18 protein-coding genes are annotated in these 20449 nt (G+C 68.7%); 8 read left to right on the top strand and 10 right to left on the bottom strand.

Features of this window, described 5'->3' with window-relative positions; genetic code table 11:
* The first annotated feature begins 82 nt into the window (after nt 1-82).
* Nucleotides 83-244 carry a DUF1127 domain-containing protein gene (locus tag AZC_RS25635; RefSeq protein ID WP_244421759.1) on the top strand — a complete coding sequence of 54 codons (162 nt, stop codon included), beginning with the start codon at nt 83-85 and terminating at the stop codon, nt 242-244.
* A 36-nt stretch (nt 245-280) separates the two neighbouring features.
* On the opposite strand, the gene AZC_RS22900 is transcribed toward AZC_RS25635, so the two are convergent.
* The 5 genes from AZC_RS22900 to acnA all read right to left on the bottom strand — a co-directional run bounded on the left by AZC_RS22900 (nt 281) and on the right by acnA (nt 8836).
* Nucleotides 281-931, bottom strand: a complete 651-nt coding sequence (locus AZC_RS22900) for a TetR/AcrR family transcriptional regulator (RefSeq protein ID WP_052286112.1) — start codon at nt 929-931, stop codon at nt 281-283.
* Between the two features lie 362 nt (nt 932-1293).
* Nucleotides 1294-4302 (bottom strand): DNA polymerase I, encoded by a 3009-nt coding sequence (polA, locus tag AZC_RS22895; RefSeq protein ID WP_043879778.1) that lies wholly within the window; start codon nt 4300-4302, stop codon nt 1294-1296.
* Nucleotides 4303-4388: 86 nt separating this feature from the next.
* Nucleotides 4389-4754 (bottom strand): DUF2794 domain-containing protein, encoded by a 366-nt coding sequence (locus AZC_RS22890; RefSeq protein ID WP_043879777.1) that lies wholly within the window; start codon nt 4752-4754, stop codon nt 4389-4391.
* 404 nt (nt 4755-5158) lie between these two features.
* Nucleotides 5159-5962 (bottom strand): DUF1223 domain-containing protein, encoded by an 804-nt coding sequence (locus tag AZC_RS22885; RefSeq protein ID WP_043879776.1) that lies wholly within the window; start codon nt 5960-5962, stop codon nt 5159-5161.
* A gap of 177 nt (nt 5963-6139) precedes the next feature.
* Entirely contained in the window at nt 6140-8836 is a 2697-nt protein-coding gene (gene acnA / locus AZC_RS22880) for an aconitate hydratase AcnA (RefSeq protein WP_043879775.1), read from the bottom strand.
* A 157-nt stretch (nt 8837-8993) separates the two neighbouring features.
* On the opposite strand from acnA, the gene ccmA reads away from it, so the two are divergent.
* Complete coding sequence (ccmA, locus tag AZC_RS22875) at nt 8994-9644, top strand: heme ABC exporter ATP-binding protein CcmA (protein WP_043879774.1); 651 nt, start codon at nt 8994-8996, stop codon at nt 9642-9644.
* A 214-nt stretch (nt 9645-9858) separates the two neighbouring features.
* A complete protein-coding gene (ccmB, locus tag AZC_RS22870; RefSeq protein ID WP_012172978.1) occupies nt 9859-10527 on the top strand; it encodes a heme exporter protein CcmB in 669 nt (222 codons plus the stop codon).
* A 12-nt stretch (nt 10528-10539) separates the two neighbouring features.
* On the opposite strand, the gene AZC_RS22865 is transcribed toward ccmB, so the two are convergent.
* Nucleotides 10540-10905, bottom strand: coding sequence for a hypothetical protein (locus AZC_RS22865; RefSeq protein ID WP_043879773.1), 366 nt, complete (start codon nt 10903-10905; stop codon nt 10540-10542).
* Nucleotides 10906-11054: 149 nt separating this feature from the next.
* Here AZC_RS22865 and AZC_RS22860 point away from each other — a divergent pair, with 149 nt between their 5' ends.
* Genes AZC_RS22860 through AZC_RS22850 form a run of 3 tightly spaced genes read left to right on the top strand, consistent with a single transcriptional unit; the run spans nt 11055 to nt 12537 of the window.
* Nucleotides 11055-11786, top strand: a complete 732-nt coding sequence (locus AZC_RS22860; RefSeq protein WP_012172976.1) for a heme ABC transporter permease — start codon at nt 11055-11057, stop codon at nt 11784-11786.
* A gap of 1 nt (nt 11787) precedes the next feature.
* Nucleotides 11788-11943: a heme exporter protein CcmD gene (ccmD, locus tag AZC_RS22855; protein WP_012172975.1), complete on the top strand. Its 156-nt coding sequence runs from the start codon at nt 11788-11790 to the stop codon at nt 11941-11943.
* A 3-nt stretch (nt 11944-11946) separates the two neighbouring features.
* A complete protein-coding gene (locus AZC_RS22850) occupies nt 11947-12537 on the top strand; it encodes a DsbE family thiol:disulfide interchange protein (protein WP_012172974.1) in 591 nt (196 codons plus the stop codon).
* A 3-nt stretch (nt 12538-12540) separates the two neighbouring features.
* Here the strand turns inward: AZC_RS22850 and AZC_RS22845 are convergent, their stop codons facing one another.
* On the bottom strand, nt 12541-13155 hold the full coding sequence (locus AZC_RS22845; protein WP_081434084.1) for a septation protein A: 615 nt from the start codon (nt 13153-13155) through the stop codon (nt 12541-12543).
* 77 nt (nt 13156-13232) lie between these two features.
* Nucleotides 13233-13913 carry a monofunctional biosynthetic peptidoglycan transglycosylase gene (gene mtgA / locus AZC_RS22840; protein WP_043880646.1) on the bottom strand — a complete coding sequence of 227 codons (681 nt, stop codon included), beginning with the start codon at nt 13911-13913 and terminating at the stop codon, nt 13233-13235.
* A gap of 159 nt (nt 13914-14072) precedes the next feature.
* Here mtgA and AZC_RS22835 point away from each other — a divergent pair, with 159 nt between their 5' ends.
* Both AZC_RS22835 and AZC_RS22830 read left to right on the top strand, forming a co-directional pair.
* Nucleotides 14073-15008: a polyprenyl synthetase family protein gene (locus AZC_RS22835; RefSeq protein ID WP_012172971.1), complete on the top strand. Its 936-nt coding sequence runs from the start codon at nt 14073-14075 to the stop codon at nt 15006-15008.
* Between the two features lie 40 nt (nt 15009-15048).
* Nucleotides 15049-16455 (top strand): flavin monoamine oxidase family protein, encoded by a 1407-nt coding sequence (locus tag AZC_RS22830; RefSeq protein WP_012172970.1) that lies wholly within the window; start codon nt 15049-15051, stop codon nt 16453-16455.
* 263 nt (nt 16456-16718) lie between these two features.
* On the opposite strand, the gene pheT is transcribed toward AZC_RS22830, so the two are convergent.
* Together pheT and pheS are read right to left on the bottom strand one after the other, a co-directional pair.
* On the bottom strand, nt 16719-19130 hold the full coding sequence (gene pheT, locus AZC_RS22825; RefSeq protein ID WP_012172969.1) for a phenylalanine--tRNA ligase subunit beta: 2412 nt from the start codon (nt 19128-19130) through the stop codon (nt 16719-16721).
* An 86-nt stretch (nt 19131-19216) separates the two neighbouring features.
* On the bottom strand, nt 19217-20326 hold the full coding sequence (gene pheS, locus AZC_RS22820; protein ID WP_012172968.1) for a phenylalanine--tRNA ligase subunit alpha: 1110 nt from the start codon (nt 20324-20326) through the stop codon (nt 19217-19219).
* Between the last annotated feature and the right edge of the window lie 123 nt (nt 20327-20449).

Raw genomic sequence — 20449 nt, 5'->3', positions numbered from 1 at the left:
CCCTGCCTCTCGGAGCAATGTGCAAATTGCACCGAGTGCAGCGGTGCCGGATCGCGTGCTTACACCCGAGACGCCCGCGCCCATGCCTCGCCCGGCCGGACTGATGGGCCTGATCCGTCTGTGGATGTGGCGTGTCCGCTCGCGGGCGGAGCTCGCGGAGCTGGATGCGGAGCGTCTCCGGGACGCGGGCATCCATCCGCGTCTTGCCCGGCGGGAGGCCGACAAGCCCTTCTGGCGCGCCTGATCGCGGCGCGCAGGGGCGCGGTGGACGTGCGGGCGCCTAGTCGTTCCGTCGCGCGCCATAGACGCGCAGGAACAGGTTCACAGCCCGCTCCACGGTCTTCTCCATATGGTCGCGGCTGATGGTGGCCGCCGAGCCGAACAGGACCGGCGCGAGGATCGTGTCCTTGGACAGCGACAGGAACTGGCTGGCCGCCGAGTCCACGTCATCAATGTCGAGCTCGCCCTGCGCCACCTTGGCGGAGAGAAAGGTGGAGAGGCGGCGCACGCCGGAATTGGGACCGGCATCGAGGAAGCGGCGGCCGATCTCGGGAAATTTCTCGGCGGTGGCGATCACCATGCGGACCGTCGCCACATGCTCCGGCCGCAGCATCGCCTCCAGGAACGACATGCCCAGCTTCTTGAGGGCGGCCGCGAGGTCCGGCTCCTTGGCATCGAGCACGAAGAGGCGCTCGGCGGTCTCCTCGCATTCGGTGGTCACCAGGGCCGCGAAGAGATCCACCTTGTCTTCGAAATAGACATAGAGCGTGCCCTTGGAGACGCCAGCCGCCCGCGCAATGTCGCCCATGCTGGCCGCGTCGAAGCCGCGCTCCAGAAACACCTCGCGCGCGCCGCTCAGGATCTGGCGTCGCTTCTCCGGCGCCTGTCCGGCGCCGAAGGCGGGGGTCTCGTTCGCAGCTGGAACGCTCAAAATGCGGTTCTCCTTCGACATCTTTCTATTCCTCGACGGGCGCCCATAATCAAGCGGCCGTCCTGTCCATCCGGTGCCGTCCCTCCGCCCGATGGAAATTTCTGACCGAACCGTTCAGTTCTCTGTTGAAATAGTGCGAACCGGCGGCTATTACAATAACCACCGTGACCGAACGGTTCGGTCAAGACCCTGATCCGCAACACAGGGTCCTGATCGGTGCAGAGGGAGGAGAGCAACCGCCCCCGCTCTCCTCCCTCAAACCGGCCTTTTCCTGAAAATCTGCGTCTTGATGCCCGCGCCTGTTTGGTGTCGGCAGCAGCGTGCTGCTTCAGAAAGCCGCTCAAGAAGGAGCGGGCGCAGCCTCAGTGGGCCTCTTCCCAATTGTCGGCAGCGCGGGCTTCCACCTGTAGCGGCACGGCGAGTTCGACGGCCGGGCGCGCCGCCGTCTCCATCACCCGGCGCACCACGGGCAGGGTCGCCTCCACCTCCGCATCGGGCACCTCGAACACAAGTTCGTCATGCACCTGCAACAGCATGCGGGCCGACAGGCCGGCATCGGCGAGGGCGCCCTCCATGCGAATCATCGCGCGGCGGATGATGTCCGCCGCCGTGCCCTGAAGGCGGGCGTTGATGGCGGCGCGCTCGTTGAAGGCACGGATGGATGGGTTGGAGGCAGCGATATCCGGATAGTGGCAGCGCCGGCCGAACAGCGTCTCCACATAGCCGTGCTCGCGGCAATAGGCGCGGGTCTCGTCCATATAGGCGCGGATGCCGGGGAAGCGCTCGAAATAGCGCTTGATGTACTGGCCCGCCTCGTCGCGCGGAATGCCGAGCTGGTTGGCGAGGCCGAAGGCGGAGATGCCGTAGATGATGCCGAAATTGATGGCCTTGGCCCGCCGGCGCACTTCCGAGGGCATGCCCTCCACCGGCACGCCGAACATTTCGGAGGCGGTCATGGCGTGGATGTCGATGCCGTCCCTGAAGGCCTGACGCAGCGCCGGGATCTCCGCGATCTCGGCCAGCAGCCGCAGCTCGATCTGCGAATAGTCCGCCGAGACGAGCTTGGTGCCCGGCACGGCCACGAAGGCGCGGCGGATGCGGCGGCCTTCCTCGGTGCGAATCGGGATGTTCTGGAGATTGGGCTCCGAGGAGGACAGGCGCCCGGTGGTGGTGGCCGCCAGCGCATAGGAGGTGTGGACCCGGTGGGTGGTCGGGTTCACGTAATTGGGCAGGGCATCCGTATAGGTGGAGCGCAGCTTCGAGAGCTGGCGCCAGGCGAGGATCTTCTGCGGCAGCTCGTGGCCGGCCTCGGCGAGTTCGTCGAGCACGTTCGCCTTGGTGGACCAGGCGCCGGTCGGCGTCTTGGTGGCGCCGGGCAGCTGCATCTTGCCGAACAAGAGGTCGCCGATCTGCTTGGGCGAGCCCACATTGATCTTCTCGCCGGCGAGCCCTGAGATCTCGTCCTCCAGCCGGGCGGCACCTTGGGCGAATTCGGAGGAGAGGCGGGCGAGCGTCGCGCGGTCGATGGAGATGCCGCGCGCCTCCATGCGGGCGAGCACGGCGATCAGCGGGCGCTCCAGCGTCTCATAGACCGTGGTCATGCCCTCCGACGGCAGGCGGGGCTTCAGCACGCGCCAGAGCCGGAGCGTCACATCCGCATCCTCCGCCGCATAGGCGGTGGCGGCCTCCAGCGGCACGCGGTCGAAGGTAATCTGGCTCTTGCCCTTGCCCGCCACTTCCGTGAAGGCGATGGGCGTGTGGCCAAGATATTTGATGGACAGCTCGTCCATGCCATGCCCGCCGCGCCCGGCATCGAGCGCATAGGACATGCACATGGTGCAGTCATAAGGGGCCACCGTGATGCCGTGCCGCGCGAGGACGGCGGCGTCGTACTTGACGTTGTGCCCGATCTTCAGCGTGCCGCCGTCCTCCAGCATCCCCTTCAGCGCCGCGAGGGCGTCGTTGAAGGGGATCTGGCCGGGCAGCAGCCCTTCCGTGAACAGGCCGTCGCCCGCGCCCACATGGGCGAGCGGGATATAGCAGGCCTCGTTCGGCGCCAGCGCCAGCGAGACGCCCACGAGGTCCGCCTGCATGGGATCGAGCGAGGTGGTCTCGGTGTCGAAAGCCACGAAGCCCTGGTCACGGGCTTTGGCGCACCAGGCCTTCAGCTCGTCGAGGCTGGTGAGCATCCGGTAGTGGCTGCGGTCCACCTTGGTGGCGCGGGCCTCCTGCGCGCGGGTGGCGGCAAGGTCGGCGGGTTCGAGGACGTTCGGCCGTGCGCCGGTCAGGGCCACCGCCGGGGGGGCTGGGGGCGCTGTGTCCGTGTCTGCCTCGGGCGGGGTCGAGACGGGCGCGCTCTGGCCGGCGAACAGCGGACCCGAGCCGGAGACGGCGAGGCGCGGGTCGGGGTCGATCTCGGCGGCTTCGACGCCGAAGGCCTCGGCGGCCCGGCGCACGATGGTGGTGAATTCCATCGCCTTCAGGAAGGACACGAGCTGCTTGCCGTCCGGCTGTTCCAGCACGAGGTCGGCGAGGGGCACCTCCAGCGGCACGTCGGTGACGAGCTTCACCAGTTCCTTCGAGATGCGGGCCTTGTCCGCATGCTCGATCAGCGACTGGCGGCGCTTCTCCTGCTTGATCTCGGAGGCGCGGGCCAGCAGCGTGTCGAGGTCGCCATAATCCTTGATGAGGGTGGCGGCGGTCTTGATGCCGATGCCGGGCACGCCGGGGACATTGTCGGTGGAATCGCCGGCCAGCGCCTGCACGTCCACCACCTGCTCCGGCCCGACGCCGAAATACTCCACGACTTCCGGCACGCCGATGCGCCGCTCGGGGCGGGAGCCGCGCCCGCCCGATTCGCCGGAGGCGGGGTCATACATGGCCACCCGCTCGCCGATGAGCTGCATCAGGTCCTTGTCGGCGGAGACTATGAGCACGTCCGCGCCCGCCGCCTGCGCCTGACGGGCATAGGTGGCGATGAGGTCGTCCGCCTCATAGCGGGCCTGCTCCACGGGGATGAGGCCGAAGGCCTTCACCGCCTCGCGCATCAGCGGGAACTGCGGAATGAGATCGTCCGGCGGGTCCGAGCGGTTGGCCTTGTAGAGCGGATAGAGCTCCTTGCGGAAGCTGTCCTCGGACTTGTCGAAGATGATGGCGAGGTGGGTCGGCCGGATGCCCAGCGCCCCGTCGCGGACGAACTGGAAGAGCTTCGTGCAGAACAGCCGGACCGCGCCGGTGGGCAGGCGGTCGGAGCGGTAATTGTACTTCCGGTCCTGGTTGATGGACTGGAAATAGGCGCGGAACACGAAGGAGGAGCCGTCCACCAGGAAGACGTGGTCGCCGGGCTGGATCGGGCGGGGTGCAGAAGACATTGGGCCATCCGTTGATGCGGCGCGCACGATGCCCGACCCCCGCCGCAGGAACAACCCTTCCCCGGCAGACCCCGCTTCCTGCCGCTTCAGCCCACCGTGCGCAGCGGCTTCTCCAGCACGGCGAGCACGCGCGGCAGGTCCTGTCCGCGCTTCAGGATGAGGCCGGTCTGGGAGACGACGCTGTAGGCGCCCTGCCGGCGCGCGAGCTTGGGGTCCTTCTCGATGCGGTAGAGCGCCACGTCGAGGGAGCGTCGGAAGATGGAGAAGACCGCACGGTCCTTCAGGAAGTCGATGGCGTAGTCGCGCCATTCGCCGGCCGCGACCATGCGGCCGTACAGGCTGAGGATGCGGTCCAGTTCATGGCGGTCGAAGGTCACGACGGCTGGGGCGGGGGTCACGGGTGCCGCTGGCGCGGGGGCCGGGCCACGGTGTATGGGTTCGATCTCGCCCATCGGGCCTCCTTGGCTGGTGCAGCCATGATCGTCCCGGCAGCACCGCCTTTCAAGGGGGCGCATAGCCGGCTTCGCGGGCCACGCAGCTTGAGCTTCGGCGTAATCACGCGCTCGTCACTGCCCACCACAGTCTCGCCGCCTTTCGGTCAAGCGGGGGACAATCGCTTGGGCGATCTTCATACCCGTAGCAGGGCCGGTTCCGCCGCTCCGGTCTATCCCAGCCCCCCAGCCCCCCGGGGTGGTGTGAACCGGTCACTGCTACGCTTCCAAATTTTGAACTTCCAAGGCCGCGCAAGCGGCCTTTTTGTTGCCTGGCGTTGGGAAGCCTGGACGCTGGAAGGCCGGGCGCTCGCCGACGCAGGTCATCGCCGTGCGGCGCGTCGGACACCGGATCGGATGGTGGGTCAGTTCAGGGGGGTGGTCGCGGCGCCGAGGATGGCGCCGGGGGCGGCGAACGTGCCGGACTGGACCAGCACCACCACGGCATTGGCACCCTCGAAGCGCAACTGGTTCACGGGCACCTTGAAGGTGTCCGGATCGCCGTCCCAGGTGCCGACGCGGACCCAGCCGCGCACCACGTTGGTATAGGTCACCTGACGGCCGCTGTTCTCGCCCCGGCCGATCGAGACGGTCTGGCTGCGGATGACGGGGCAGGCCCAGACTTCCGCGCCGGGGGCCTGCGCGAGCGCGCCCACATCCACCAGAAGGTCGTCGCCGTCGCGGGAGAGCTTCACCGGCACCATGAGGGCCGAGCCGCCGGCCTTGGCGCTCATCAGCGCCTTCTCCACCGCCAGCCGGTCGCTGCCGACGGCGGCCTGCGTGCCGTCCACCACCATCTGCGGGGTGTAGATCTTGCGGTCGCCGCGCACGTCCGCATAGGCGCGCTGGCGCTGGGTATGGCCGTGCTGGGCGAGAGTGTCCTTCCAGCCGACATAATCCCAATAGTCCACCGCCAGGGTGAGGGAGATCACGCCCGGATCACGCGCCAGTTCGCCCAGAAGGGCATCGGCGGGCGGGCAGGAGGCGCAGCCCTGGCTGGTGAAGAGTTCCACCACGGCCTTCGGCAGTTCGGTGCCGGCGGAGGCGTTGGCAGCGTTGGTCTTCGCGTCCGCCTTGGCGTCCTCCGCCATGGCCTGCGTGCCGAAGCCGATGCAGGCGAGCATCAGCAAGGCGGAGAGCAGGCGGTGCGGAAGGAAGGCGTGGGTCATGGATGCAGGATTTAGCCGTGACGTGGTGAAGAACCAGTCAACGCATAGGCGCCGGGCAGCGCCGGGGCGAGTCACTTCGCAGTGAGATGCAAGAAGGCCCCGCAAGCGCCCATTCCGGCGGCGGGGCCTTCGGGAAGAACGGGCGGAAGCGGCCACGGCCGCATCCGCCCGGCAGGATCACGCCGCGAGCGAGCGCAGCACGTAGGGCAGGATGCCGCCGTTACGGAAGTAGTCCAACTCGTCCAGCGTATCGATGCGGCAGAGCAGCTCGACATTCTTGACGGTGCCGTCGGCGAACTTGATCTCGGCGGTCAGGTTCTGACGCGGCTTGAGGTCGCCCTCGATGCCCTTGAGGGTGACGATCTCGTCGCCCTTCAGGCCCAGCGTCTGCCAGCTCTCGCCGTCCTTGAAGACCAGAGGGACGATGCCCATGCCGACAAGGTTCGAGCGGTGGATGCGCTCGAAGGACTGGGCCACCACGGCGCGCACGCCGAGCAGCTTGGTGCCCTTCGCCGCCCAGTCGCGCGAGGAGCCGGTGCCGTATTCCTTGCCGGCGAACACGACCAGCGGCACGCCCTCGGCCCGGTACTTCATGGCCGCGTCGTAGATCGGCATCTGCTCGCCGTCCGGATAGTGGACGGTGACGCCGCCTTCCACGCCCGGCACCATCTGGTTCTTGATGCGGATGTTGGCGAAGGTGCCGCGCATCATGACTTCGTGGTTGCCGCGGCGGGTGCCGTACTGGTTGAAGTCCACCGGGCGGACCTGGTGCTCGATCAGATACTTGCCGGCCGGGCTCGCCTGCTTGATGGAGCCCGCGGGCGAGATGTGGTCGGTGGTGATGGAATCCAGGAACAGGCCCATGATGCGGGCGTCGAGGATGTCCTTCACCGGCACCGGCTCCTTCGTCATGCCGACGAAGTAGGGCGGGTTCTGCACATAGGTGGAGCTGTCCTGCCAGGCATAGGTCTGGCCGGTGGGCGCCTGGATCTTCTGCCAGTGCGCGTCACCCTTGAACACGTCCGAATACTTTTCCTTGAACATCGCCTTGGTGACGTTCTGGCGGATGTAGTCGGCGACCTCCTTGTTGGAGGGCCAGATGTCCTTGAGGTACACCGGCTGGCCGTCCGAACCCGTGCCGAGCGGCTCGGTGGTGAGGTCGATCTGGAGCGAGCCGGCGAGCGCGTAGGCGACGACCAGCGGCGGGGAGGCGAGGTAGTTCGCCTTCACGTCCGGATTGACGCGGCCCTCGAAGTTGCGGTTGCCGGAGATGACGGCGCCGGCCACGAGGTCGTTCTTGTTGATCGCCTCGGAGATGGCTTCCGGCAGCGGGCCGGAGTTGCCGATGCAGGTGGTGCAGCCGAAGCCGACCAGGTTGAAGCCCACCTTGTCGAGGTCTTCCTGCAGGCCGGAGGCGTTGAGATAGCCTTCCACCACCTGCGATCCGGGGGCCAGCGAGGTCTTCACCCACGGCTTGCGGGTCAGGCCCTTCTTCACCGCGTTGCGGGCCAGGAGGCCGGCGGCGATGAGCACGGAGGGGTTGGAGGTGTTGGTGCAGGAGGTGATGGCGGCGATCACCACGTCGCCATGGCCCAGCGTGTAGTCCTCGCCGGTGACCGCCACGCGCTTGGCCGCCTCGCCGGCCTTCTTGAACTCGCCTTCGAGGGCCGAGAGGAAGCCGGTCTTCGACTCGGACAGCAGCACGCGGTCCTGCGGGCGCTTGGGGCCGGCCATGGAGGGCAGCACGGTGTCGAGGTCGAGTTCCAGCGTGTCGGTGAACACCGGGTCGAGGGTCTCGGCGGTGCGCCACATGCCCTGGGCCTTGGAATAGGCCTCCACGAGCTTCACGCGGTCATCGGCGCGGCCGGTCTCGTCGAGATAGGCGATGGTCTCGCTGTCCACCGGGAAGAAGCCGCAGGTGGCGCCGTATTCCGGGGCCATGTTGGCGATGGTGGCACGGTCGGCGAGCGAGAGGTGCTCGAGGCCGGGGCCATAGAACTCCACGAACTTGCCCACCACGCCCTTCTTGCGGAGCATCTGGGTGACGGTGAGCACGAGGTCGGTGGCGGTGATGCCTTCCTTCAGCTTGCCGGAGAGCTTGAAGCCGATCACCTCGGGGATGAGCATGGAGATGGGCTGGCCGAGCATGGCCGCCTCGGCCTCGATGCCGCCCACGCCCCAGCCGAGCACGCCGAGGCCGTTCACCATGGTGGTGTGGCTGTCGGTGCCGACGAGCGTGTCGGGATAGGCCACCGTCACGTCCTTGCCGCCGATGGTCTCGGAGCGGGTCCAGACGGTCTGGGCGAGGTATTCGAGGTTCACCTGGTGGCAGATGCCGGTGCCGGGGGGCACGACGCGGAAGTTGTCGAACGCGCTCTGGCCCCACTTCAGGAAGCGGTAGCGCTCCTGGTTCTGCTTGTACTCTTCCTCCACGTTCTTGCCGAACGCGGTGGCGTCGCCGAAGAAGTTCACGATCACCGAGTGGTCGATCACCAGATCAACCGGCACGAGCGGGTTGATCTTCTCCGGGTCGCCACCGAGGTTCACCATGGCGTCGCGCATGGCGGCAAGGTCCACCACCGCCGGCACGCCGGTGAAGTCCTGCATCAGCACGCGGGCAGGGCGATAGGCGATTTCCTTCTCCGCCTTGCCGCGGGAGGTGAGCCATTCGGCGATGGAGACGACGTCGTCCTTGGTGACGGAGCGGCCGTCTTCATAGCGCAGGAGGTTCTCGAGCAGCACCTTCATGGAGAAGGGCAGGCGGGAGACGCCGGGCAGGCCGTTTTGCTCGGCCGCTTCAAGGCTGTAATAGACGTACTCTTGGTCATCCACCTTGAGTGTGGTGCGGCTCTTGAAGCTGTCGAGAGAAGTCACGGCGCGTTTTCTCCGGTTCGATGATCGACCGACGCAAATCGCCAAGGGGGCGGGGAACGCAGACCCCGACACCATGGGCGGTGCGGTTCAGGGCGCTTTATAGAGCGATTTCAAACGGCGGTCATTGGGTAAGAAGACTTAAATGAACCAACTTGAAATGCCCTCGGCCGGCGGGGCGAATACCGCGCCGATCCTTCATGCACAAGGCCTTTCGTGCCAGCGCGGACAACGGAAACTTTTCTCACGTTTGTCGTTCGAAATGCAGGCCGGCCATGCACTTATCGTGGTCGGTCCAAACGGTGCCGGAAAGTCCTCGCTCCTGCGCATCGTCGCGGGGCTCCTGACCCCTACGGAAGGCAACGTCGCGCTGCGCGGAACGGATCCCGATCTCTCCCTCAAGGAGCAGCTTCACTACCTCGGCCATGACGACGCGCTGAAGGGGGCGCTCTCGGTGCGCGAGAACCTGTCCTTCTGGCGCGATGTGCTGGGCGCGACGGGTCTTTCGCCGGCTGATGCGCTGGAGGAGGTGGGCCTCGGCGGCCTCGATCGCCTGCCGGCCTCGGTGCTCTCCGCAGGCCAGAAGCGCCGCCTCGCCATCGCGCGGTTGCTGGTGTCGAAACGGCTGTTGTGGGTGCTGGACGAGCCGACCACGGCGCTCGACGTGACGGCGCAGGCGCGCTTCGCGGAGCTGGCCCGCGACCATCTGTCCTGCGGCGGCCTCATCCTGGCCGCGACGCATACGCCCCTCGACTTCGGGCCGAACGTCTCCGAATTGCGCCTCGGCAAGGCGGCGACGGGAGGGGCGTGATGGGGGTGTTGGCTCTTCAGATGAACGTAGTGATGCGCCCGGTCTGCCCCCTCCCAACCCTCCCCCGCAAGCGGGAGAGGGCTTTGCCTCCGGCCAACGACGCCGGCCCGCGCCGCTTGCACAACAGGCTCCCTCTCCCGCTTGCGGGGGAGGGGCGGGGAGGGGGCTCGGCCGGGTGCAGGCTCCGCGGTCCCACCCTCCGGAGCATCCGTGCATGACGTCCGCTTTCCTCGCCATCGTGCGGCGCGATCTGAAACTGGCGTTGCGCTCGGGCGGCGGCGCCGGGCTGGGCGTCGTCTTCTTTCTCTCGGTGGTGACGATCATGCCGTTCGCCGTCGGGCCCGATCTCGCCTTGCTGGCGCGAATCGGACCGGCAGTGCTGTGGATCGGCGCGCTGCTGGCGAGCCTCATCGGGCTGGAGCGGCTGTTCGCCGCGGATGTGGAGGACGGCTCGCTGGACGCCCTGTCCCTGTCCGCCTTGCCGCTGGAGCTCGTCACCGCCGCCAAGGGGCTCGCCCATTGGCTCGCCACCGGCCTGCCACTGGTGCTGGCATCCCCCGTGCTGGCGCTGATGCTGAACCTCGACCCTCAGGCCATCGGCGCGGTGGTGCTGACGCTGCTCGTGGGCACGCCGGCGGTGACGGCGCTGGGCCTGATCGGCGCGGCCTTCTCCGGCGCCTTCCGGCGCGGCGGCCTGCTGATCGCGGTGCTGGTGCTGCCGCTGGCCATCCCGGTGCTGATCTTCGCGGTTTCGGCTACCAGCGCCGCCATCACTGGCCCCGTGCCCTTCGGCACGCCGTTCCGCATCCTCATCGGGCTGACGCTGTTCGCGCTGGTGCTGGGGCCGGTCGCGGCGGCCGCAGCGCTCCGGACCGGGCGTTGAGGCGGGCGGCGATCAGGGGGTGAGGCGGGCGATCACCGCGTCCATGGCGCCCTTCACAAGGACGAAGGCGTAGCGATAGTCCACCTGCGTCACGTCCGGCGTCTCGGGATGCGGGGCGATGCTGACCCAGTGGCTGCGGCTGAGGTAGTTGGCGACCCCCTCGGCTCCGGCCACGTCGAGCCTCACGAAATCGTCACCGAGACGTTCTGCGAGCGTCTCCAGCGGCAGCTCGACCAGAAGTGCCGGCTGGCCCACCGCATGGATGAACAGGTTTGATCTGTCAGGATTTTCCGCGTCCGGCGCGGCGCAGAAGATGTGCGCGGTATTGACGGCGGCCTCCTGAAAGGGCGCGCCGATCGGCAGCGTGATGACCGGCATTGTCCCCCCGAAACCAGTCTCTTGTCGGCAACTTCTAGCAAGACAAGAGATTTTTAGCCACTTACGGAAGGTTCCGCAGTGGAAGCATTTCCCTCGCGCCGAAGCGTCCCAGTTTGCGCGCCGCGCGTTCCCCATTAGAAGCGAGGCCCATGGGAATTCTCGCGCTTGCCAACCCGACCCGTTTCGTCTGGCTCTCCGACCGCGTCCTGCCCTGGCTCAGCTGGGCGGCGGTGGTGGTGCTGGCCGCCGGCCTGTTCCTCGCCTTCCGCGCGCCGCCGGACTACCAGCAGGGTGAGACGGTGCGGATCATGTACATCCACGTGCCCTTCGCCTGGCTCGCCATGTTCGGCTATTCGCTGATGGCCATGTCCTCGCTGGGCGTGCTGGTGTGGCGCCATCCGCTGGCGGACGTGGCGCACAAGGCGCTGGCCCCGGTCGGTGCCACCTTCACCTGCCTGTGCCTCATCACCGGCGCCCTGTGGGGGCGGCCCATGTGGGGCACTTACTGGGTGTGGGACGCGCGCCTCACCTCCGTGCTTGTGCTGTTCCTGCTCTATCTGGGCGTGATGGCCCTGCGCGCGGCCATCGATGATCCCAACCGCGCCGGCCGCGCCGCCGCCGTGCTGACGCTGGTGGGCTTCATCAACGTGCCCATCGTGAAGTTCTCCGTGGACTGGTGGAACACGCTGCACCAGCCGGCCTCGGTGTTCCGCATGGGCGGCTCCACCATCGACGGCAGCCTGCTCTGGCCGCTGCTCACCTGCGCCACCGGCTTCACTTTGCTTTTCCTGGCTCTGCACATGCTGGCGATGCGCACGGAAATCCTGCGCCGACGCGTGCAGGCCCTCGAGGCGCGGGCGGCCGCGCGGGACGGCGCCTGAGATGAATTACGACCTCTTCATCGGGGCGGCCTATGGCGTCGCCATTCTCGGCCTCGGCGGGCTGACGCTGGCGCTGATCCTCGACAACCGCGCCCAGCGCCGGGCGCTCAAGGAACTGGAAGCCCGCGGCATCCGCCGCCGGGCCCAGCGGGGGTGAGGCATGACGACGCCTGAAACGCCGCGCCGCCGCCGGCCCCTCTTCGTCATCCTGCCTCTGGCGGTGTTCCTCGCGCTCGCCGCCCTCTTCTTCGTGCGGCTGTTCGCGGGCGACCCCTCGCGCATCCCCTCGGCGCTGGTGGGCAAGGCGGCGCCCGCCATCGACCTCCAGCCCCTTGCCGGACTGTCGGGTTCGTCCGGTCCCGTGCCGGGCATCACCTCGGCCCAGCTCAAGGGCAAGGTGGCGTTGGTCAACGTCTGGGCGTCCTGGTGCGTGCCCTGCCGGGAGGAGCATCCCGTGCTGATGGGGCTTTCGCGCGATCCGCGCATCCTGCTGGTCGGGCTCAATTACAAGGACCAGCCGGACAATGCCCGGCGCTTCCTTGGCACCTTCGGCCTGCCTTATGCGGCGGTGGGGGTGGATGCCTCCGGCCGTTCCGCCATCGACTGGGGCGTCTATGGCGTGCCGGAGACCTTCGTGCTCGCCCCCGACGGCACCATCGCGCAGAAGTTCGTCGGCCCGCTCTCGGAGCAGACGGTCCGCGAGCAGCTGATGCCGCTCATCGAGCGGCTCAGCGGCAAGCCGGCGGCCTGAGGATTACGCCTCGCCTTCGGCCGGCTTGGCCTCATGACGGGCCATGAGCGGGGCCTGCGCCATGGCGAACAGGAAGGTGAGCGGCAGGTAGCCGAAGGTCTTGAAGTTGACCCAGGTGTCGGTGGAGACCGAGCGCCAGACCACCTCGTTCAGCACCGCCATGACGAGGAAGAACACACCCCAGCGGATGGTGAGGATGCGCCAGCCCTCATCGGTGAGCTTCACCATGCCGTCGAGCACGTAAGGCAGGAGCGGCTTGCGGAAGACGAGCCCGCCCAGCAGCAGCGCGCCGAATAGGGCGTTCACGAGCGTCGGCTTGATCTTGATGAAATGGTCGTCCTGCAGCACCAGCGTCAGCGTGCCGAACACCATGACGACGATGGCCGAGACCAGCGGCATCACCGCGATCTTTCGTGCCAGCACCCACATGGCGAGCAGCGCGGCAGCGGTCGCCACCATGAAGACGCCGGTCGCCACATAGATCCCGCCATAGGAATTGCCGGCAAAGAACAGGGCCAGCGGTCCCATCTCCAGCGCCAGCTTCATGCCGAGGCCCATCTTCGGCTTGGGCGCGGCAGGGGGAAGCGGTGGCGTCTGGCCGGATGCGGGTTCGGTCATGGGGCTCCTCGCGGGGTGAAGCCCTCTTCTGGCGAGCGAGAGCGGCAGGATCAAGACACAGATGCAGCTTCGGGACCTCAGCGTGCAAGCCCCAGGCAGGAGACGATCTCCGGGCCTTCCTGATCGACACGCCGGTCCAGCCGCGCGGCAAGGCGCTGGACGCCGGCAGAGGGACGGCCGGCATCGCGGCGGATGGGGTTCGGCAGCATCACCGCCAGAAGCGCCGCCTCGGGCGCCGTGACCTGCGCCGCGCTCTTGCGAAAGGCGCGTTCAGCGCCGGCCTCAACACCGAATTCGCCGTTCGGCCCCCACTCGGCGATGTTGAGATAGATCTCCATCAGCCGGCGCTTGGAGAGCACGAGGTCGATCCAGAGCGCCAGCGGCAGCTCCATGCCCTTGCGGATGAAAGAGCGGCCGGGCCAGAGGAACAGGTTCTTGGCCACCTGCATGGGAATGGTGGAGGCGCCGCGTGCCTCGTCCACGTCGTCGTCGGCGCGGGCGAGCGCCGCCCGGATCTCGCCGATGTCCACGCCCCAGTGCTGGCAGAAGCGGGCATCCTCGGAGGCGATGACCGTGCGCACGAGGATGGGCGACATGCGCTCGATGGGTGTCCAGACGCGCTCCACCCGCTGCCCGGTGAGCCAGCGGCCGATCATCAGAGTCGAGACCGGGTTCACCACGGTGTAGAGGATGGACAGGACGAGAGGGATCGCAACGAGCCCGATGACGATCCGTGCGATCCAACGAAGTGTGCCCATCTGTGCCCGCCGCGCCATGCCTGCCTCCTGCAACGGCGGTTCTAGCGCAAAGGTTCCGCTGCCGCGCTTGACCCCCCGGACGGGTTGGGGCAACCGGAGGCGGGCGTCAATGCCGCGCCGCTCCGCGCTCTCGTCATCGCCAATTCCGGGACATCTGCCGTGACCAGCCCTTCCGACCTTCTGGCCGCGCGGTTCCAGGCCGTGGCCGCCGCCACGGAGCAGCGCCTGATCGAGGCGCTGGCCGACGCCCCACTGGAGGGCGAGCGCACCCGCCCGTCCCACCTGATGGCGGCCATGCGCCACGGGTCCCTCGACGGCGGCAAGCGGCTGCGGCCTTTGCTCGTGGTGGAAAGCGCGGCCCTGTTCGGCGTGCCGCTGGCGCGGGCCATCACCGCCGCCGCGGCGCTTGAATGCGTGCATTGCTATTCGCTGATCCATGACGACCTGCCGGCGATGGACAACGACCTGCTCCGCCGGGGGCGCCCGACCGTGCATGTGGCCTTCGGGGAAGAGACGGCGATCCTTGCCGGTGACGGCCTGCTGACCTTGGCCTTTGATCTTCTGGCGGGCGAGGACGCCCATCCGGACGCGCAGGTGCGCATCGCGCTCGTGCGCCTGCTGGCGCGGGCCTCTGGCATCGGCGGCATGGTGGGCGGGCAGATGCTGGATCTGGCGGCCGAGGGCCGCTTCTCCGGCGGCACCCCGCAGGCGCTGTCCGAGGCGGATATTCGCACCCTTCAGGCCATGAAGACCGGCGCGCTGCTGCGGGCTGGCGTGGAGATGGGCGCACTGCTGGGCGGTGCCGATGCTGAGGCTCGCGCGGCCCTCGCCGCCTATGGCACGGCGCTGGGCGTCGCCTTCCAGATCGCCGACGACATTCTCGACATCGAGGGCGATGCTGCGGCGCTGGGCAAGTCCGTCGGCAAGGATGCGCAGGCGGGCAAGGCGACGCTCGTCTCGGCGCTCGGCATGGAGCGGGCGCGGGCGCTGCTCGCGGACCTCGTGGCGGAAGCCGGTGGTGCGCTCGCCCCCTTTGGTGCGCAGGGCGCTGTGCTGGCGGAAGTCGCCCGTTTCGTCGCCACCCGGCAGAACTGAGCCCGTCGCGGGACGCCGGGGGGCGTGCTACATCTCCCCCATGGTGCCGCCTGATCCGTTCCGTTCCCCCGCCGACGGGGCCTTCGAGGCCCGGCGCGTCCTGCGCGGCCTCACCCGCCGCGCGCTGCTGGCGGGTGCCTTCGCCTTGCCGGCCTTTGCACGGGCACTCGGCCAGGGCACGGCGGGGCCGGTGGATGTCATCATCATTGGCGCGGGCGCGGCCGGCATCGCTGCCGCCCGCAAGGTGGCTGCCGCCGGGCGCACCTATGCGCTGATCGAAGCCTCCAAACGCATCGGCGGCCGGGTGCTGACCGACACCGCAAGCTTTGGTCTGCCGCTCGATCTCGGTGCGAGCCGGCTTTATCTGCCCGGGGCCAGTTCGCTGGCCGAACTCGCCCGCCAGTCGGGCGGCGAGCTGGATCTCGCCCCGAGCGGGGCCCGCCTCTACACGGGCGCCCGCGAGGCCACCGACACGCAATATGAGGATTTCGCCGCCACTGTCCGCCGGGTCGAGCGCGCCATCGGCGCCGCGGGCGATGCGGGCCGTGACCTGCCGGCGGCGCGCGTGCTGCCGCCCGATCTTGGGGCCTTCGGCGCCGCCGCCAGCTTCTTTGTCGGGCCGTTGCGCTGTGCCAAGGACCTCGATCAGGTCTCGACCGTGGACTTCTCCCGCGCCGAGGACCGGGAGGAGGCGCTGCTGGCGCCCAACGGCTTCGGCCCACTGCTGGCACAACTCGCCTCCGCCCTTACGGTGCGCATGGACACGGCGGCGACGAGCGTGGACATCGGCAGCCGCATCGTCGAGGTGCGCACCAATCGCGGCACGGTGACCGGTCGCACGGTCGTCGTTGCCGTGCCGCCAAGCCTGATGCTCGCTGGCAAGCTGCGCATCCTTCCCATGCTCCCCACCCGCCAGCGGGCGGCGGTGGAGCGCATCACATTGGGTGCCCGCGAGAAGGTGGCCTTCCTGCTGCCGGGCAACCCGCTGCGCGCGGCGGACGACGAGACGATCATCGTGCAGGCCGGCACCCAGCGTCCACTGGTCCTGAAAGCCCGCGTCGGCGGCAGCGACCTGCATGTGGCGGAGGTCGGCGGCCCGCAGGCGCAGGCCCTCTCGGACGGCGGATCGAATGCAGGCGCCGATTATGTGAAGGCGGCGCTCATCGCCGATTTCGGCACCGACATCGGCAAGCGCATGGGCAAGGTGGTGCAGACGCGCTGGAGCAAGGAGCCCTGGACGCTGGGCGGCATCTCCTGCGCCCTGCCGGGCAGCGGCAACATGCGCCGCGCGTTCACGGAAGTGGTGGCGAACCGCCTGATCTTCGCTGGCGAACACACCCACGAGACGCTCTGGGGCACGCTGGCCGGTGCCTGGGCTTCCGGCGAACGCGCCGCCGGCCAGGCCCTGCGCCTGCTGGGCGTGCAGGGGGCTAGCCTCGCGCCTTAGGGCGGTTGTGGGGCTCTTCTGAGGTCAGGTTTGCGGAGCGGGCGTTACCCCCCTCCCAACCCTCCCCCTCAAGGGGGGAGGGCTTTGTCGCGTGCGTCCCGTGGGGCACGCTCTCGATCTGGCACGGCTCGCACTTCTTCGTCCCGCGCACCGTGCTCCCTCCCCCCTTGCGGGGGAGGGCCGGGGAGGGGGGTACACGCGGCCGGGGACGTAGAGCCCGCCCCGAAGCCGTCGCGGACAGGCCGGGAGCGGGGCCCCGCCCCTCACCCGCGCAGCGTGGCGCCGGTCTTCTTGGTCACATCGGCGACGATCTTGCCCGCGACCGCCTCGATCTCGGCGTCGGTCAGCGTGCGCTCGCGGGGCTGGAGCGTGACCTCGATGGCCACCGACTTCTTCTCCTCGCCGACGCCCGCGCCCTCATAGAGGTCGAACACGTTCACCTCGGTGATGAGCTTCTTGTCCACGCCCTGCGCTGCCTTGACGATGTCGCCGGCCGCCACCGCCCGGTCCACCACGAAGGCGAAGTCGCGCTTCACCGGCTGGAAGGCGGAGAGGTCGAGCAGCGGCTTCACCTTGGTGGGCTTGGCCTTGGGCTCGGGAATGCGGTCCAGCGTGATCTCGAACGCCACCACGGGGCCGGCCACATCGAGCGCTTCCAGCACCGAGGGGTGCAGTTCGCCGAAGGTGCCGATCACGTTCGGGCCGAGGCGGAACACGCCCGAGCGGCCGGGGTGATACCAGCCGGGCGCATCGCGCGTGACCTGGAGGTTGGCCACCGGCGCGCCGCAGGCGGCGAGCACGGCCAGCGCATCGGCCTTGGCGTCGAAGGCGGTGACGCTCTCGGCCTTCCCGTCCCAGTGGCGGCCCGCGCCGCTCGGGCGGGCGGTGGCGCGGCGGATGCCGGAGGCCTGCTGGCGCTGGTCCAGCGGGCGGTCACCGGCGAACACCTGGCCCACCTCGAACAGCGCCACATCGCCGAAACCGCGATCCGCATTGGCCTGACCCGAGCGGATGAGGCCCGGCAGCAGGCTGGGGCGCATGTCCGAGAGGTCGGAGGCGATGGGATTGATGAGGGCGAGTTCCGCCGCTCCGCCGCCGAACAGTTCCGCCTGCGGCGTGGAGACGAAGGACCAGGTGACGGCCTCCACGAGCCCGCGCGCGGCGAGCGCCCGGCGCGCCTTGCGGGTGCGCTGCTGGAGGGGGGTGAGCACCGGGCGGCGGGCGTTCTCGCGCGGGAATTCGGTCGGCGTCACGCGCTCGAGGCCGAGGATGCGCACCACCTCTTCCACGAGGTCCGCCTTGCCTTCCACATCGCCGCGCCAGGAGGGCGGCACCACGTCCACGCTCTCGCCCGAGCCGGAGACGGTGAAGCCGAGGGCTTCCAGCACGCCGACGATCTCCTCGCGCGAGGCTTCGAGGCCGGACAGGCGCTTCACCTCGGAGAGGGGGAAGGCGATGGTGCGGGTGGTGTCGGGGATGGCGCCCGCCAGCACCACTTCTGAGGGCTCGCCGCCGCAGATGTCGAGGATGAGGTGGGTCGCAAGGTCGAGACCCGGCAGGGTGAATGCCGGATCGATGCCCCGCTCGAAGCGGAAGCGCGCGTCCGAGTTCAGCCCCAGCTTGCGGCCGGTCTGGGCGATGTTGATGGGGTCCCACAGCGCGCTTTCGATCACCACGTCGGTGGTGCTCTCGTCGCAGCCGCTCTCCTCGCCGCCCATCACGCCGGCCAGGCTCTCCACGCCCTTGTCGTCGGCGATCACGCACATGCTCTCGTCGAGCGTGTAGGTCTTGCCGTCCAGCGCCAGCAGGGTCTCGCCCGCCTTCGCCCGGCGCACCACGAGATCCCCCGTCACCTTCTTCAGGTCGAAGACGTGCAGCGGCCGGTTGCGGTCGAAGGTCATGAAATTGGTGACGTCCACGAGCGCGTTGATGGGGCGCAGGCCGATGGCGCGCAGCTTGTCCTGCAGCCACTCGGGGGAGGGGCCGTTCTTCACGCCGCGCACCACGCGCAGCGCGAAGGCGGGGCTGAGCGCGGGCGTGTCGCCGAAATCGAGCGTCGCCTTGAGGGGCGCGGGGAACTTGCCTTCCACCGGGGCGATGCGCGGGGCCATGAGTTCGCCAAGGCCGGCGGCGGCCAGATCACGTGCCACGCCGGAGACGCCGAGGCAGTCGGCGCGGTTGGGGGTCACCGCGATCTCGATCACCGGATCGTTGAGGCCGAGCACGTCCGCGAAGGGCGCACCGATGGGCGCATCGGCGGGCAGCTCGATGATGCCGTCGTGCTCGTCGGAGAGGCCCATCTCGCGGGCGGAGCACATCATGCCCCGGCTCTCGACGCCGCGGATGGTGCCGATCTTCAGCTCGGTCCCGGTGGCGGGGATGACCGTGCCGGGGGAGGCGAACACCACCTTGATGCCGGCCCGCGCATTGGGCGCGCCGCAGACCACCTGCACCGGGCTGCCGGTGCCAATGTTGACGGTGCACAGGCGCAGCTTGTCGGCGTTGGGATGCTTCTCCGCGGTGAGCACTTCACCGACGATGAAGGGCTTCAGTGCCTTCGCCTTGTCCTCGACGCCTTCCACTTCAAGGCCGATGAGGGACAGCTTCTCGACGATGGCGTCCATCGGCTGCGTGGTTTCCAGATGCTCTTGGAGCCAGGACCAGGTGAACTTCATGGCGCGGATGCCTTCATGGGCGGCCGGCCTGCGCTGGACGAGCGCGCGGCCGCGGGGATCGGACAGACGAAGGGGGACGGGGCAGGTCAGGCGGAGAGCCCGCCGGCCAGCGTCGGGAAGTCGAGCGGGCGGAAGCCGTAGTGGGAGAGCCAGCGGACGTCGGCCTCGAAGAAGGCGCGCAGGTCGTTCATGCCGTACTTCAGCATGGCGATGCGATCGATGCCCATGCCCCAGGCGAAGCCCTGATACTCGTCCGGGTCGATGCCGCAGTTGCGCAGCACGTTCGGATGCACCATGCCGCAGCCCAGGATCTCCAGCCAGTCATTGCCCTCGCCGAAGCGGATCTCGCCCGGGCGCGAGCGGTCACACTGGATGTCCACTTCCATGGACGGCTCGGTGAAGGGGAAGAAGGACGGGCGGAAGCGCATCGTCACATTCTCCACCTCGAAGAAGGCCTTGCAGAATTCCTGCAGGATCCACTTCAGGTGGCCCATGTGCGAGCCCTTGTCGATCACCAGCCCCTCCACCTGATGGAACATGGGGGTGTGGGTCTGATCGCTGTCACAACGATAGGTGCGGCCGGGGCAGATGACGCGGATGGGCGGCTTCTGGCCCAGCATGGTGCGCACCTGCACCGGCGAGGTGTGGGTGCGCAGCACCATCCGCTCGCCCTCCGTATTGGGCGGCAGGAAGAAGGTGTCGTGCATCTCGCGCGCCGGATGGCCGGCGGGGAAGTTCAGCGCGGTGAAGTTGTGGAAGTCGGTCTCGATGTCCGGCCCTTCCGCCACGGAGAAGCCCATGTCGGCGAAGATGGCGGTGAGTTCTTCCGTCACCTGCGCGATGGGGTGGATGCGGCCGATCTCGGCCGGTGTCTCGCGGGTGGGGAGCGTCACGTCGAGCCGCTCGGTGGCGAGGCGGGCTTCGAGCGCGGCCGACTTCAGCGTCTCCTTGCGGGTGGCGAGCAGGCCCTGCACGCGGTCGCGCAGGCCGTTGATGGCGGGGCCCATCACCTTGCGCTCGTCCGGCGACATGGTGCCGAGGGACTTCAGCAGCTCGGAGACGCTGCCCTTCTTGCCGAGGGCGTAGACGCGCACCTGCTCCAGCTCCGCCTCGCCGGAAGCGGCGAGGATGGCGCCGGCGATGTCCCGCTCCAGGGCGTCGAGGGCGGGATGGTCGGTGAGGACGAAAGCGGACATGTCAGACCTTTGGCGAAACCATCGGGGGGCGGGCGAAAAGGCGCGGCCGCCGCGCGCTTATAGCCGCGCGGCCCCAACGCCAAAAGCCCCGAACGGCGAGCGCGCGGGGCTTTCAGGGTCTCG

The sequence above is a fragment of the Azorhizobium caulinodans ORS 571 genome, assembly GCF_000010525.1.
Taxonomy (GTDB): Bacteria; Pseudomonadota; Alphaproteobacteria; order Rhizobiales; family Xanthobacteraceae; genus Azorhizobium; species Azorhizobium caulinodans.
The sequence above is the reverse complement of the archived record's forward strand: the minus strand, read 5'-3'. Positions and strand labels throughout refer to the sequence as shown.